The organism is Achromobacter sp. GQ309, from assembly GCF_059759315.1.
Genome location: NZ_JCAXDP010000008.1, coordinates 254,906 through 268,694, shown reverse-complemented (window position 1 = coordinate 268,694; position 13,789 = coordinate 254,906). Strand labels below are relative to the sequence as shown.

The 13,789-nt window shown below is 65.3% G+C and carries 10 protein-coding genes; 6 read left to right on the top strand and 4 right to left on the bottom strand.

Going from position 1 to position 13,789, the window contains the following annotated elements:
- Window positions 1-6: 6 nt before the first annotated feature.
- A complete protein-coding gene (locus AC6CIE_RS24305) occupies window positions 7-2,454 on the bottom strand; it encodes a penicillin-binding protein 1A (RefSeq protein WP_175124770.1) in 2,448 nt (815 codons plus the stop codon).
- A 113-nt stretch (window positions 2,455-2,567) separates the two neighbouring features.
- On the opposite strand from AC6CIE_RS24305, the gene AC6CIE_RS24300 reads away from it, so the two are divergent.
- From AC6CIE_RS24300 to AC6CIE_RS24290, 3 genes are read left to right on the top strand one after another with little or no spacing between them, the layout of a single operon-like run.
- Entirely contained in the window at window positions 2,568-3,209 is a 642-nt protein-coding gene (locus AC6CIE_RS24300; protein ID WP_175124769.1) for a shikimate kinase, read from the top strand.
- Window positions 3,206-4,282: a 3-dehydroquinate synthase gene (aroB, locus tag AC6CIE_RS24295; protein ID WP_279971532.1), complete on the top strand. Its 1,077-nt coding sequence runs from the start codon at window positions 3,206-3,208 to the stop codon at window positions 4,280-4,282. Before AC6CIE_RS24300 ends, aroB begins: the two co-directional genes overlap by 4 nt.
- A gap of 24 nt (window positions 4,283-4,306) precedes the next feature.
- Window positions 4,307-5,434 carry a deoxyguanosinetriphosphate triphosphohydrolase gene (locus AC6CIE_RS24290; RefSeq protein WP_452003198.1) on the top strand — a complete coding sequence of 376 codons (1,128 nt, stop codon included), beginning with the start codon at window positions 4,307-4,309 and terminating at the stop codon, window positions 5,432-5,434.
- A gap of 10 nt (window positions 5,435-5,444) precedes the next feature.
- On the opposite strand, the gene AC6CIE_RS24285 is transcribed toward AC6CIE_RS24290, so the two are convergent.
- Together AC6CIE_RS24285 and uvrA are read right to left on the bottom strand one after the other, a co-directional pair.
- Window positions 5,445-6,107, bottom strand: a complete 663-nt coding sequence (locus AC6CIE_RS24285) for a glutathione S-transferase N-terminal domain-containing protein (protein ID WP_498094354.1) — start codon at window positions 6,105-6,107, stop codon at window positions 5,445-5,447.
- 32 nt (window positions 6,108-6,139) lie between these two features.
- Window positions 6,140-8,995 (bottom strand): excinuclease ABC subunit UvrA, encoded by a 2,856-nt coding sequence (gene uvrA, locus AC6CIE_RS24280; protein WP_498094352.1) that lies wholly within the window; start codon window positions 8,993-8,995, stop codon window positions 6,140-6,142.
- A gap of 240 nt (window positions 8,996-9,235) precedes the next feature.
- On the opposite strand from uvrA, the gene AC6CIE_RS24275 reads away from it, so the two are divergent.
- Both AC6CIE_RS24275 and ssb read left to right on the top strand, forming a co-directional pair.
- Window positions 9,236-10,420 carry an MFS transporter gene (locus tag AC6CIE_RS24275; RefSeq protein ID WP_175185875.1) on the top strand — a complete coding sequence of 395 codons (1,185 nt, stop codon included), beginning with the start codon at window positions 9,236-9,238 and terminating at the stop codon, window positions 10,418-10,420.
- A 295-nt stretch (window positions 10,421-10,715) separates the two neighbouring features.
- Window positions 10,716-11,231 (top strand): single-stranded DNA-binding protein, encoded by a 516-nt coding sequence (gene ssb, locus AC6CIE_RS24270; RefSeq protein ID WP_175124763.1) that lies wholly within the window; start codon window positions 10,716-10,718, stop codon window positions 11,229-11,231.
- A gap of 100 nt (window positions 11,232-11,331) precedes the next feature.
- Here the strand turns inward: ssb and AC6CIE_RS24265 are convergent, their stop codons facing one another.
- Window positions 11,332-12,261 carry a LysR family transcriptional regulator gene (locus AC6CIE_RS24265; protein ID WP_498094350.1) on the bottom strand — a complete coding sequence of 310 codons (930 nt, stop codon included), beginning with the start codon at window positions 12,259-12,261 and terminating at the stop codon, window positions 11,332-11,334.
- Between the two features lie 95 nt (window positions 12,262-12,356).
- Between AC6CIE_RS24265 and AC6CIE_RS24260 the strand changes: the two genes are divergently transcribed.
- Complete coding sequence (locus AC6CIE_RS24260) at window positions 12,357-13,523, top strand: mandelate racemase/muconate lactonizing enzyme family protein (RefSeq protein WP_218342510.1); 1,167 nt, start codon at window positions 12,357-12,359, stop codon at window positions 13,521-13,523.
- Window positions 13,524-13,789: the final 266 nt, after the last annotated feature.

Here is a 13,789-nt window from a genome sequence, read left to right as displayed (position 1 = left end):
TTTGCATCAGAAAGGAATCTTCTGCGACCAGGGCGTGGTGGTTTGCGTCCCCACGCCCGGCGCGACCTTGATCCGGGTGTCCTCGCTGGAGCTGCTGCTCAGGCCATTCAGGAATTCACCCAGTGTGTCGGCTTCGGGCAGTCCGAGGCGCGCCACGGCCTGTCCCGGCGGAAACTCCGAGAAGTAGAACTCGCCGTTCTCGACGAGCAGACCGTCCGGACGCGGACGCTGCTTTTCTTCCGGCACGCCCTTCAGCACGCTCTGCATGTAGTCCACCCAGATCGGCATGGCGACGCCACCGCCGGTTTCGCGCGAACCCAGCGACTTGGGCTGGTCAAAGCCCAGCCAGGCGGTTGCCGCCAGCGTCGGCGTGTAGCCCGAGAACCAGGCGTCCACGGATTCGTTGGTCGTGCCCGTCTTGCCGGCGATGTCGCCGCGCTTGAGGAGCGCCCGGGCGCGCGCCGCGGTGCCGTACGTGGTAACGCCGCGCAGGATGTCGTCCATGACCCAGGCGGTGCGCGGGTCGATGGCGCGGGCTGCCGCGTCGCCGGCCACAACCGGCTTGGATTGCATGATGACCTTGCCGCTGCTGTCGGTGACGCGGTCGATGAGATAAGGCGTGACGCGGTAGCCGCCGTTGGCGAACACCGAGAACGCGCCGGCCAGTTGCAGCGGCGTGACCGAACCTGCGCCCAGCGCCAGCGGCAGCACGGCGGGCTGCCGCGCCTTGTCAAAGCCGAAGCGGGTCAGGTAATCCTGCGCGTACTGCGGGCCGATGGCCTGCAGGATGCGGATCGACACCATGTTCTTGGACTTGTACAGGCCTTGGCGCAGCGTCAGCATGGGCTCGTACTGGTTGCCGTAGTTCTTGGGATTCCAGGCCTTCGAGCCGGTTTGCGCGGCGGTCAGTTCGAACGGCTGGTCCGAGATCTGTGTGCCCGGCGTCAGGCCGCGTTCCAGCGAGGCGGCGTAGATGAAGGGCTTGATGTTCGAGCCCGGCTGGCGCCATGCCTGTGTCACGCGGTTGAAGTTGCCGCGGTAGAAATCGAAGCCGCCGACCATGGCACGGATGGCGCCGTCCTGCGGCGACAGCGCGACGAACGCTGCCTGCACCGACGGCAAGTTGATGATTTCCCAGTTGTCGCCGAACTTGCGGATGTAGACCACGGAGCCGCGCTTGATGCGCTGTTCGGGCTTGGCCTTGTCGTTCAGCGCGCGGGCCACGACACCCAGCACCTTCTTGTCCGTCACGGTGATGACTTCGCGCGAGCTGCGCGCCAGCTTCACTTCGGTGGGGCTGGCCGACAGCACGACCGCGGTCAGCAGGTCGCCGCTGTCCGGGAACTTGTCGAACACGCCATCCAGGAACTCGTCCAGCGCGGCGGGGTTGTTCTCGGTGCCGGCGGGCAGGTCCAGCTGTTCTTCCGGGCCGGGGTAGGGCGCGCGGCGCGTGTATTCCAGCACGCCTTCGCGCACGGCGCGGTAGGCGGCTTCCTGGTCCTTGGACTGCACGGTCGTGTAGATGTTGATGCCGCGCGAATAGACGTTGTCCTGGTACACGTTGTAGAGGAGCTGGCGCGCCAGCTCGGCCACGTATTCGCCATGGATGGAATAGCCGCCGGCCGGGGTGCCTTCGGCGGACTTCATGACGATGGGCTGCGCCATCGCCTGCTTGTATTCGGGTTCGGTCAGGTAGCCCAGCGAATGCATGCGGCCCAGCACGTAGCGCTGGCGGAGTTCGGCGCGGGGGCGGTTGGCGATGGGGTTGAAGCGCGAGGGGGCCTTGGGGATGCCGGCCAGCATGGCGGCTTCGGCCGGCGTGATTTCGGACAGCGGCTTGCCGAAATACGTGCGCGACGCGGCCGCGAATCCGTAGGCGCGATGACCCAGGTAGATCTGGTTCATGTAGAGCTCGAGGATCTGGTCCTTGGTGAGCTCGGATTCAATCTTGAAGGTCAGCAGCAGTTCGTAGAACTTGCGTGAATAGGTCTTTTCGGACGACAGGTAGAAGTTGCGCGCGACCTGCATCGTGATCGTGCTGGCGCCCTGCGTCTTGGACATGTTGATCAGGTTGGTCAGGCCGGCCCGCACCACGCCCATCCAGTCGATCCCGCCATGCTGGTAGAAGCGGTCGTCCTCGGCCGCCAGGACCGCCGATTTCATGACGTCCGGGATTTCGTTGAAGCGCAGCACGTTGCGGCGTTCTTCGCCGAACTCGCCGATGAGGACGCGGTCTGCCGTGTACACGCGCAGCGGCACCCGCGGACGGTAGTCCGTCATGGCGTTCAGGTCGGGCAGGTTGGGCCACGCGAGCGCCAGCGCCATGCCCGCGAGCAGGACGCCGCACAGGAACAGGCCGGCGAAAAGGATGCCGGTTTTAACGAAGAACCGCAGTATCGGGGAGCCGCTGCTGGCGGGCTTGTCTTTCTTGGAGGAATTCTGGGGCTTGCTCATCGCGGCGATTTTACGGGTATCTCCGGTCCCGCCTCATCGTGGCGGATCGGTTTCTGTAACAAAATAGGTCAGTGTGGTGCGCGGGCAACTGCGGCAAATGTGATAATGCCGGCATGAACTTTGCCGCTAACTCATGTCCGGAGGCAGCCCCGGACCCGGCGCGCGCCGACGCCGCGCCTGAAAGCCAGCCCTGCGCCGTCGAGTGCACGGGCAAGACCGCGTCGTTGCCGCACGACCTGCCGGTATTTTTGGTCGGAATGATGGGCGCGGGCAAGACAACCATAGGCCGTAGCCTGGCGCGCGCGCTGGGGCGCGACTTTATGGATCTGGATCATGAGCTCGAGGCGCGTTGCGGCGTGCGGGTGCCGGTAATCTTCGAAATCGAGGGCGAAGCCGGTTTTCGTCGCCGAGAGTCCGCCGCCTTGGAAGAGTGTACCCAACGGCGCAACATAATTCTTGCAACGGGCGGCGGCGCCATCCTGGACGCCGGGAACCGGCAGCTTCTGCACGAGCGCGGCATCGTCGTCTATCTGCGCGCCAGCGTGGACGAATTGTTCCGCCGGACCTGCCGCGACCGCAACCGGCCCCTCCTGGCCACCGCCGACCCGCGCGGCACCCTTCGCGACCTGATGACCCGGCGCGAACCCCTATATAAGGAAGTCGCCGACCTGGTGGTGGAAACGGGGTCAATGCCCATCCACACCCTGGTCAAGGCGCTGCTGCCGCAATTACAAGCATTCGAGAAGCGCATATGAACGTTGTTGACGTTGAAACTCCGGGCGGAAGCTATCCGATCCACATCGGACCGGGCCGTCTGGACTCCCTGGATCAATGCATTCCCGCGGACGCTACCGCGATTGCGGTCGTCACCAATCCGACCGTGGCGGCCCTGTATGCCGAACGCGCGGAAGCCGCGCTGGCGCGCTCGGGCAAGCGGGTGCTGCGCATCGAACTCCCCGACGGCGAGGCCTATAAGGACTGGCAGTCGCTCAACCTGATCTTCGACGCGCTGTTGGGCAATCGCCTGGACCGGCGCTGCGTCCTGGTGGCGCTGGGCGGCGGCGTCATCGGCGACATGACCGGTTTTGCCGCGGCCGTGTACATGCGCGGCGTGCGTTTTCTGCAGGTGCCCACCACGCTGCTGGCGCAGGTCGACTCCTCGGTGGGCGGCAAGACGGCCGTGAACCACCCGCTGGGCAAGAACATGATCGGCGCCTTCTACCAGCCGATCGCGGTCGAGATCGATACCGACGTGCTGGGCACACTGCCGGCGCGCGAGGTCTCGGCGGGCCTGGCCGAGGTCATCAAGTACGGCCTCATCCTGGATCCGGAATTCTGGCGCTGGTGCGAGGACAATGCGCAAAAACTGCGCGCGCTGGACCCCGAGGCCGTCACGTATGCCATCCGCCGCTCGTGCGAGCTGAAGGCGCAGGTGGTGGGCAAGGACGAGCGGGAATCCGGGCTGCGCGCCATCCTGAACCTGGGTCATACGTTCGGCCATGCCATCGAATCGGGCCTGGGCTACGGCGCCTGGCTGCACGGCGAGGCCGTGGGCTGCGGCATGGTGCAAGCCGCTGAGCTGTCGGCCGATGTGGCCGGCTTTGATCCCGCCGACGTCGAACGCGTTCGCGCGCTGGTCCAGGCCATCGGCTGCCCGACCGTCGCGCCGGACCTGGGCGCCGACCGTTGGTTGGACCTGATGCAGGTGGACAAGAAGACCGAAGGCGGCTCGATCCGCTACGTGCTCATGACACGCATCGGTGAAGCCCTGATGCGGCCGGCCCCCGACGACGCGGTGCGCGCCGTGCTGGCACGAACCACCCAGTAAACGTAGTGAAGGACGGTGTTGCAGATGAATGAACTGGCTTCCTATGCTTCTCACCCGTCCCGATCGCGCGGCCGGGCGCATGCCGAGCCGCCACCCGAGAACCGCACGGAATTCCAGCGCGACCGGGATCGCATCGTCCATTCCAGCGCCTTCCGGCGGCTGGAATACAAGACGCAGGTCTTCGTCAATCACGAGGGCGACCTGTTCCGCACTCGCCTCACGCACAGCCTGGAAGTGGCGCAGATCGCGCGCACGCTGGCGCGCAGCATGGGGCTGTCCGAAGACCTGACCGAAGCCATTTCGCTGGCGCACGACCTGGGGCACACGCCGTTCGGCCATGCCGGCCAGGACGAGCTGAACGCCTGCATGCGCGAACTGGCGCCGGAGGCGGGCGGCTTTGAACACAACTTGCAAAGCCTGCGGGTGGTGGATGAGCTTGAAGAGCGCTATGCCGACTTCAATGGCTTGAACCTGTGTTTCGAGACGCGCGAGGGCATTCTCAAGCATTGTTCGGTGGCCCACGCACGGGTGCTGGGAGATGTCGGCGAACGGTTTCTGAACCGCACGCAGCCGTCGCTGGAGGCGCAGCTTGCCAACCTGGCTGACGAAATCGCCTATAACAACCACGACGTGGACGACGGCCTGCGGTCCGGGCTCATCACGCTGGATCAGCTGAAGGAAGTGTCGATCTTCGAGCGCCACCATGCGTACGTGATGGATCGCTATCCCGGTCTGGCGCCGCGGCGCGCAGTTGCTGAAACGATACGCCGCATGATCAATACGCTGATCGTCGACCTGACCCACACGTCGCTGGCGCGCATCCGCGACGCGGCGCCGGCCAGCGCGGACGACGTGCGCCGCTCGCCGCCGCTGGCGGGGTTTTCCGACGAGATCCGACGCGAAGCCGACACGCTGAAGAAATTCCTGTTCGACAACCTGTACCGCCACTATCGCGTGCTGCGCATGACGCGCAAGGCGCGGCGCATCGTGCGCGAGCTGTTTGCGGTGTTCCTGGATGATCCGCGTCTGCTGCCGCCCGATTACCGCCGCGCGCAGTTCAACGAACAGGCGCGCGCCATCTCGGACTATATCGCCGGCATGACCGACCGCTACGCCATCCGCGAACACAAGCGGCTGTTCGATATGGCGTAGGGTTCCGCTGTCAGCGGCGCTTGCGGTAGGGCTCGTCGGCCTCGACGAAGGTCGCTTCGGCCAGCGCGTCCCGCGTCCATTCCTGCATAGCCGGCAGCGCCAGTACAGCATCCATGTACTCGCGCACCGGACCTGCCGCGGCGATGTTGTAGGTCTTGAAACGCGAGACCACCGGCGCAAAGAAGGCGTCGGCAATGGAAAACCCGCCAAAAAGAAACGGGCCGCCCTGGCCGAACTGCACACGCGTTTCCTGCCAGATGGCCTGCACGCGCGCGACGTCCGCGAGCGCCGCGTCGGGGAAGTCGATGCCCGGCAAATCGGCTTCGACATTCATCGGCATGGCTTGGCGCAGCGCGCCGAAACCGCTATGCATCTGCGCGGCCAGCGAACGCGCGCGGGCGCGGGCCTTGGCGTCTTTCGGCCACAAGGCGGCCTCCGGATGACGCTCGGCGGCGTACTCGCAGATGGCCAGCGAATCCCACACGGCGAAATCGCCGTCCAGCAGCACGGGCACCAGGCCGGCGGGCGACACCGCCGCGACACGCTTGGAAAATTCCTCGGTGAACAGGCCGACCTTCTGCTCCGTGAACGCGATGCCCGCGGCGCGCAGCGCGATCCACGGACGCATGGACCAGGACGAGTAGTTCTTGTTGCCGATGATCAGGGTGTACATGCTGGCTTTCCCATTGGATGGAGTGGGGGTGTTCAGTCGCCCGGCTTGCGGCGCAAAAGCTTGCCCAGATACTGGCCGGTATGGCTGGCCTGCGTTGCTGCCACGATTTCCGGCGTGCCTTGCGCCACGACCCTGCCGCCGCCGTCGCCGCCTTCAGGACCCATGTCGATAAGCCAGTCGGCCGTCTTGATGACGTCCAGGTTGTGCTCGATGATGAGCACCGTGTTGCCGGCGTCCACCAACTGATTGAGCACCTGAAGCAGCAGTTCGATGTCGCGGAAATGCAGGCCGGTCGTCGGCTCGTCCAGGATGTACAGCGTGCGCCCGGTGCTGCGGCGCGACAGCTCCTGCGAAAGCTTCACGCGCTGCGCCTCGCCGCCGGACAGCGTGGTCGCGCTTTGCCCCAGGCGGATGTACGACAGACCCACGTCGATCAGCGTATGCAGCTTGCGCGAGATGGCGGGCACCGATTCGAAATATTCGAGCGCCTGCTCCACCGTCAGGTCCAGCACTTCGCTGATGTTGCGGCCGCGGTAGCGGATTTCGAGCGTCTCGCGGTTGTAGCGCTTGCCGTGACAGACGTCGCAGGGCACGTACATGTCGGGCAGAAAGTGCATCTCGACCTTGACCACGCCGTCGCCCTGGCAGGCTTCGCAGCGGCCGCCCTTCACGTTGAAACTGAACCGCCCCGGGTCATAGCCGCGCGTGCGCGCTTCCGGCACGCCGGCGAAGAGTTCGCGGATCGGCGTGAACAGTCCCGTGTACGTGGCGGGATTGCTGCGCGGCGTGCGCCCGATGGGGCTTTGATCCACGCTGATGATCTTGTCGAAGTTCTCCAGCCCCTGCATCGACACGTAGGGGGCGGGCTCGCTCTGCGCGTGATGCAGTTGGCGCGACACGGCCACCGCCAGCGTGTCGTTGATGAGCGTGGACTTGCCCGAACCGGACACGCCGGTCACGCAGACGAGGCGGCCGGCGGGCACGTGCAGGTCGACGTTCTTGAGGTTGTTGCCGGTGGCGCCGGTGAGCGTCAGCCACGGCAGTTCGTCGTCGACAGGGCGGCGCTTCGGGATGGCGATGGCGCGCGCGCCGCTCAGGTATTGGCCGGTCAGCGAATTGGGATCGCGCTGCACGGTCTCGGGATCGCCTTGAGCGACGACTTCGCCGCCGTGCTCGCCCGCGCCCGGTCCCATGTCCACGACCCAGTCGGCCATGCGGATCATGTCCTCGTCATGCTCGACCACAATGACGCTGTTGCCGAGATCGCGCAGGTGCTGCAGCGTGCCGATCAGGCGGTCGTTGTCGCGCTGGTGCAGGCCGATGGAGGGCTCGTCCAGCACGTACATCACGCCCGTCAGGCCCGAGCCGATCTGGCTGGCCAGCCGGATGCGCTGTGCCTCGCCGCCGGAGATCGTGTCCGCGCTGCGGTCCAGCGACAGGTAGTTCAGGCCGACGTTGTTCAGGAAGCTCAGCCGGGCCTCGATCTCGCGCACGATGCGCTGCGCGATCTCCTGCTTGGCGCCCGTCAGGTTCAGGTTGCGGAACCAGTCCAGGCAGCTGGACAGCGGCATGGCCTCGACTTCGTAGATGGCCTGGCCGTGGCGTTCGCCGCCGCGCGGGTCATGGCCGATCAGCACATTGCGCGCTTCGGGGCGCAGGCGCGAGCCGGCGCAGTCCGGGCAGGTCTTGATGTTGCGGTACTTGCCCAGTTCCTCGCGCACCGTCGCCGAGTCCGTTTCGCGCCAGCGGCGCTCCAGGTTCGGGATGACGCCCTCGAAGGTGTGGCGCTTGACGGTGCTGCGGCCTTTTTCGTTCAAGTACAGGAACGAGATCTCTTCCTCGCCGGATCCGTACAAGACCTTGTCGCGCAACGCTTCGGGCAGGTCTTCAAAGGGCGCCTCGATGTCGAATTCGTAATGCGCGGCCAGGCTGGTCAGCAGCGAGTGGGTGAAGGCATTGCGGCGATCCCAGCCGCGGATCGCGCCGGCGGCCAGGCTGAGTTCCGGAAAGGCGACGACCCGCTTGGGATCGAAGAAGCCGACCTGTCCGATGCCGTCGCAACTGGGGCAGGCGCCCATCGGGTTGTTGAAGCTGAACAGGCGCGGTTCCAGTTCGGGCAGGCTGTGGCTGCACACCGGGCAGGCGTAGCGGCTGGAGAAGACGTGTTCGCGCTCGCTGTCCATGTCCAGCGCCAGGGCACGGCCTTCGGCGAGCTGCAGCGCCGTCTCGAAGCTTTCGGCCAGGCGCTGCTTGCTTTCGGGCTTGATGCGCAGGCGGTCGATGACGACGTCGATATCGTGCTTCTCGGTCTTCTTCAGCGGCGCCATGCCGTCGATTTCCACCAATTGGCCATCGACGCGCAGACGAACGTAGCCCTGCGCCTGCAGGCTGGCGCATTCGTCCTCGAAGCTGCCTTTCTTGCCGCGCGCAATGGGCGCCAGCACCGCCAGCCGCGTCTCGGGCGTCCAGCCCAGCACCGCGTCCACCATCTGGCTGACGCTCTGGGCCTGCAGCGGCAGGCCGTGGTCGGGGCAGTAGGGCGTGCCGACGCGCGCGTAGAGCAGGCGCAGGTAGTCGTGGATTTCGGTGATGGTGCCGACCGTGGAGCGCGGGTTGTGTCCCGCGGCCTTCTGTTCGATCGAGATGGCCGGAGACAGGCCCTCGATGAGATCCACATCCGGCTTGTCCATCAGTTGCAGGAACTGGCGGGCGTAGGCCGAAAGGCTTTCCACGTAGCGCCGCTGGCCTTCCGCGTACAGCGTGTCGAATGCCAGCGAGGATTTGCCGGACCCGGACAGGCCAGTGACGACCACCAGCTTGTGGCGCGGCAGGTCCAGCGAGACGTTCTTGAGATTGTGGGTGCGAGCACCCCGGATGCGTATGGTCACGTCGGTATGGGTAACGTCCAGTTGCGTCGTCGATGACGCCTTTGATCCCGCGCACCCTTTGGGCGCATTTAAGCGATTTCAAAGGCCAACTTGGTACTATAGCGCGCCGAATCCTCTCGCGTTCAAGGCCGTTCATCCGGTTGGACTGGCCCGAGGCCGGCGCCGCACCGCAAGCATCAGACCGTGAGCGTATGACATGAGAAGCATGCGCGCCGCCCTAGTCATCGTTGAAATTTCCGCATGCCGGCAGATAAAAAACTGAAATTGACCCCCTCCGAGCGCCGCGCCAGCGTGGCCCTGGCCGGCCTGTTCGCCGCGCGGATGCTGGGGCTGTTCCTGTTGCTGCCGGTTTTTGCCGTTGCCGCAAGCGGCATGCCGGGCGGCGACGATCCCGCCCGCGTGGGGCTGGCGCTGGGCATGTACGGCCTGACCCAGGCGTTCATGCAGATTCCCTTCGGTCTGGCGTCCGATCGCTGGGGGCGCCGTCCGGTGGTGATCTTCGGGTTGTTGCTGTTTATCGCCGGCAGCATCGTCTGTGCGCAGGCGACGGACGTCTTCTGGATCACCATAGGCCGCGCCATCCAGGGCGCCGGCGCCATTTCCGCCGCGGTCACCGCCTGGCTGGCCGACGCCACCCGCGACGAGGTACGCACGCGCGCCATGGCGATGGTGGGCGCATCGATCGGATTGTCGTTCGCCGTGTCCCTGGTGCTGTCGCCGGTGCTGGTGGGCTGGTGGGGGCTGTCGGGCCTGTTCTGGACCATCGCCTGCCTGGGCGTCGTCTGCCTGGCCGTGGCGCGCTTCGTGGTGCCCGTGGTGCCTCGCACGCAGGCCCGCACGATGCAGGCGGCCAAGCCGCGCGAGGTCCTGACCCATCGCGACCTGTTGCGGCTGAATTTTGGCGTCTTTGTCCTGCATCTGATCCAGGTGTCGCTGTTTGTCGTGGTGCCGGCGCTGCTGGCCAAGGTCGGCGGACTGGACGCGCGTGACTTGTGGAAGGTCTACCTGCCGGTCATCCTGGTGTCGTTCGTGCTGATGGTGCCGGTGGTCTTCGTGGCCGAAAAGCGCCGGGCGCACCGCGGCGCGCTGCGCGCGTCGGTGGCCGGCCTGGTGCTGGTGTGCGCGCTGCTGCCGGCCGCCAGCCACGGCTTTTACACGCTGGCCATCGCGCTGACCGGATTCTTCGTCGCTTTCAATGTGCTGGAGGCGCTGCAACCGTCGCTGGTCTCGCGCGTGGCGCCGCAGGCCTACAAGGGATTGGCGCTGGGCTTCTACAACACCGCGCAGGCCGCGGGTCTGTTCGCCGGGGGCGCGCTGGGCGGCTGGCTGGCGGGGCATTCGGGCGCCAGCGCCGTGTTCATCGGCGCGGCAATCCTGTCGGCCGTGTGGCTGGCGGTCACCTGGGCGCTGCGGCCCTTGGCCTGACCGTTGCGGGCTTTCCCGCAGGCTTCGGAAAGTCGCGGATCTGGCCCCGAACGGCGTCCAACAGCGCCGAAATGGTTTGCCTGCGGTGATCGATTTGTCACCGATCCCGTTTGGCGCGGCGGGCGCTTTCGTCGATAATACGCATCAACACAGGCTTCACCTGGGCATCGCCGGTCATCGCTTCGATGACCGGCGAGTTTCATGAAGCCGGTCTTCAACATCGCTTTTTTATGTTGTTGCCGGCGCGCTCGCGGCAACGCTAGTCGCAGGCTGTCAACAACAGAGGGACATCGGCATGGCATCGGTTAACAAAGTCATACTCGTGGGCAATCTGGGTCGCGACCCGGAAGTCCGCTACAGCCCCGACGGGGCGGCAATCTGCAACATGTCGATCGCCACGACCTCGTCCTGGAAGGACAAGGCCAGCGGCGAAAAGCGCGAAGAAACGGAATGGCACCGCGTCGTCATGTACAACCGCCTGGCTGAAATCGCCGGCGAATACCTGAAGAAGGGCCGCTCGGTCTACATCGAAGGCCGCCTCAAGACGCGCAAGTGGCAAGACAAGGACACCGGCGCCGACCGCTACAGCACCGAAGTCGTCGCTGACCAGATGCAGATGCTGGGCGGCCGCGAAGACGGCGGCGGCGGTGGTGGCGGCAACTACGGTGGCGGCGGCTACGACGACGCGCCGCGCCAGCAGCGCGCTGCCCCGGCCCAGCGCCCGGCGCCGCAGCAGCGCCCGGCTCCCGCAGCGGCCCCGGCCAGCAGCGGCGCCAACTTGGCCGACATGGACGACGATATTCCGTTCTAAGCGTCGCCCCGCGTTAGGTATGTTCAAGACCCCGGCTTTCAATGGAAGGCCGGGGTTTTGCTTTTGGGGAACACGGGGCGACGCAGGCGCGCCTCAAGGGCTAGGGACGGTCCGCGCCAGCGATTTCCTTTGCAGGACCTGGCTGAAATGCCTCAACCAGAAAATCGATAAACGCCCGCGTGCGAGCCGTCTGGTTGCGGCGCTGCGGGTAATAGACGAACAGGTCCGCCGACGGCAACGCGAAGTCGGGCAGCACCACCCGCAACCTGCCGCTTTCCAGATATTTGGCCAGATCCCATTCCGACCGGATGAGGATGCCGTGGCCTTCCAGGGCCCAGCCCAGCACGATGTCGCCGTCATTGCTGGATAGCCCGCCTTCCACCTTCACCACTTCGACGCGGCCTTTGTGCGTGAACCGCCAGACGCCGTGCGCCTCGTCGTTTTGCCGGTGAAGAATGCACTGGTGATGCGCCAGGTCGGCCAGTGTTGCCGGCGTGCCGTGCGCCTTCAGGTAGCGGGGCGACGCGCACAAAAAGCGCCGGTTGGTCATGATGCGCCGGGCGGCTAGGCGCTTGTCGGGCAGTTCGCCGAAGCGGATGGCCAGATCGAATGCGCCTTCCACCAGGTCGACGGGCCGGTCCGTTACCTCCAGTTCAACCTGCACTTGCGGATAGCGCTTCGCAAAGTCAGAGACCAGCGGCGCGATGGTCGTGCGGCCGAACCCCAGCGTGGCGTTGACGCGGATCAGGCCGCGCGGCTGGGCGCTGCTGCTGGACACCACGTCTTCCATCTCGCGCAGGTCCGCCAGGATCCGGGTCGCATAGGCCAGGTAGGTCTCGCCTTCGTTGGTCAGGCTGATGCTGCGCGTGGTGCGGTTGACCAGCCGCACGCCAAGGCGCTTTTCCATCAGGGCCAGTCGTTTGGTGGCCGCCGGTGGCGTCAGATCCAGTTGCCGCGCCGCCGCGGACAGGCTGCCCAGCCGGGCGATCAGCACGAAGAACTGCAGCTCGGAGGCTAGGTCGGCTTTCACTGAAAGTAAATAATCAAATGAACTTGGGTGAATTCTAGGGCAGGGATGCGCCACTAATCTATCGATTCCCGATGCGACCCAACCGGAGACAAGCCATGAGAATCGTCGACATCCGCGAGCAGACCCTGCCCATCAGCTCGCCCATCCGCAACGCCTACATCGACTTCAGCAAGATGACGCTGAGCTTGGTCGCCGTGATCACCGACGTGATCCGCGACGGTAAGCCGGTGGTCGGGTACGGCTTCAATTCGAATGGCCGCTATGGACAGGGCAAGCTCATGCGCGAGCGATTCATCCCGCGCGTGCTGGAAGCAGACCCGGACACGCTGGTGGACGCCACGGGGCGCAACCTGGATCCGCACAAGGTCTGGGACGCGATGTTCAAGAACGAGAAGCCCGGCGGCCACGGTGAGCGGTCGGTGGCGATCGGCACCATCGACATGGCCGTGTGGGATGCGGTCGCAAAAATCGAAGGCAAGCCGCTTTTCCAGTTGCTGGCCGAACGTTACGGCAATGGCCAGCCGGACCGGCGGGTGTTTGTGTACGCGGCCGGCGGCTACTACCACCCAGGGCAGGACCACGCCGCGCTTAAAGACGAAATGCGCAGCTATCTCGATCGCGGCTACACGGTCGTGAAAAAGAAGATCGGCGGCGCGTCGCTGGACGAGGACCTTCGCCGGATCGACTCGGTGCTGAGCGTGCTGCAGGACGGCCAGAAGCTGGCTGTGGATGCGAACGGGCGGTTCGACCTGGACACGGCGATTGCCTACGCCAAGGCGCTGTCGCAGTACGACCTGTTCTGGTACGAGGAGCCGGGCGATCCGCTCGACTTCGAGCTGCAGGCGACGCTGCGTAATTACTACGACAAGCCCATGGCCACGGGCGAAAACCTCTTTTCGATGCAGGATGCGCGCAACCTGATCCGCTATGGCGGCATGCGCGCCGACCGCGATTATCTGCAGTTCGATTGCGCGCTCAGCTATGGGCTGGTGGAGTATCTGCGCACGCTCGCGATGCTGCGTCAGCATGGCTGGTCCGCGAGCCGCTGCGTGCCGCATGGCGGGCATCAGATGTCGCTGAACATCGCGGCGGGGCTGGGTCTGGGCGGAAATGAGAGCTACCCGGATCTGTTCCAGCCCTTTGGCGGCTTTCCGGATGGGGTGAAGGTGGAGGCCGGCTACGTCACGATGCCGGATCTGCCGGGCATCGGCTTTGAGGGCAAGTCCGATCTGTACGCGGTGATGCAGGCGCTGTCCGCTTGATTGCCGGCGACGGCGGTCCCGTTGGCCGCGCCAGCGGGAACCGCCGTACTGCACTGATTCAGGCCTTCACACCGCATCCGATGTGGTTGGCCTGCATCGCGAAATAAATTGTTTCACTTTACCCGCTTGCGTCGTCTATCTAGTAGTAGGTAAGATTCATCCCATCGACGCAGCGCAAACAACAAACCGCCCGGCGCCGAAATCAGAAATACAGTAGGACCGCTTTTTTATTTCTCTCGACATCTACCTACAAGTAGATAGCTAAC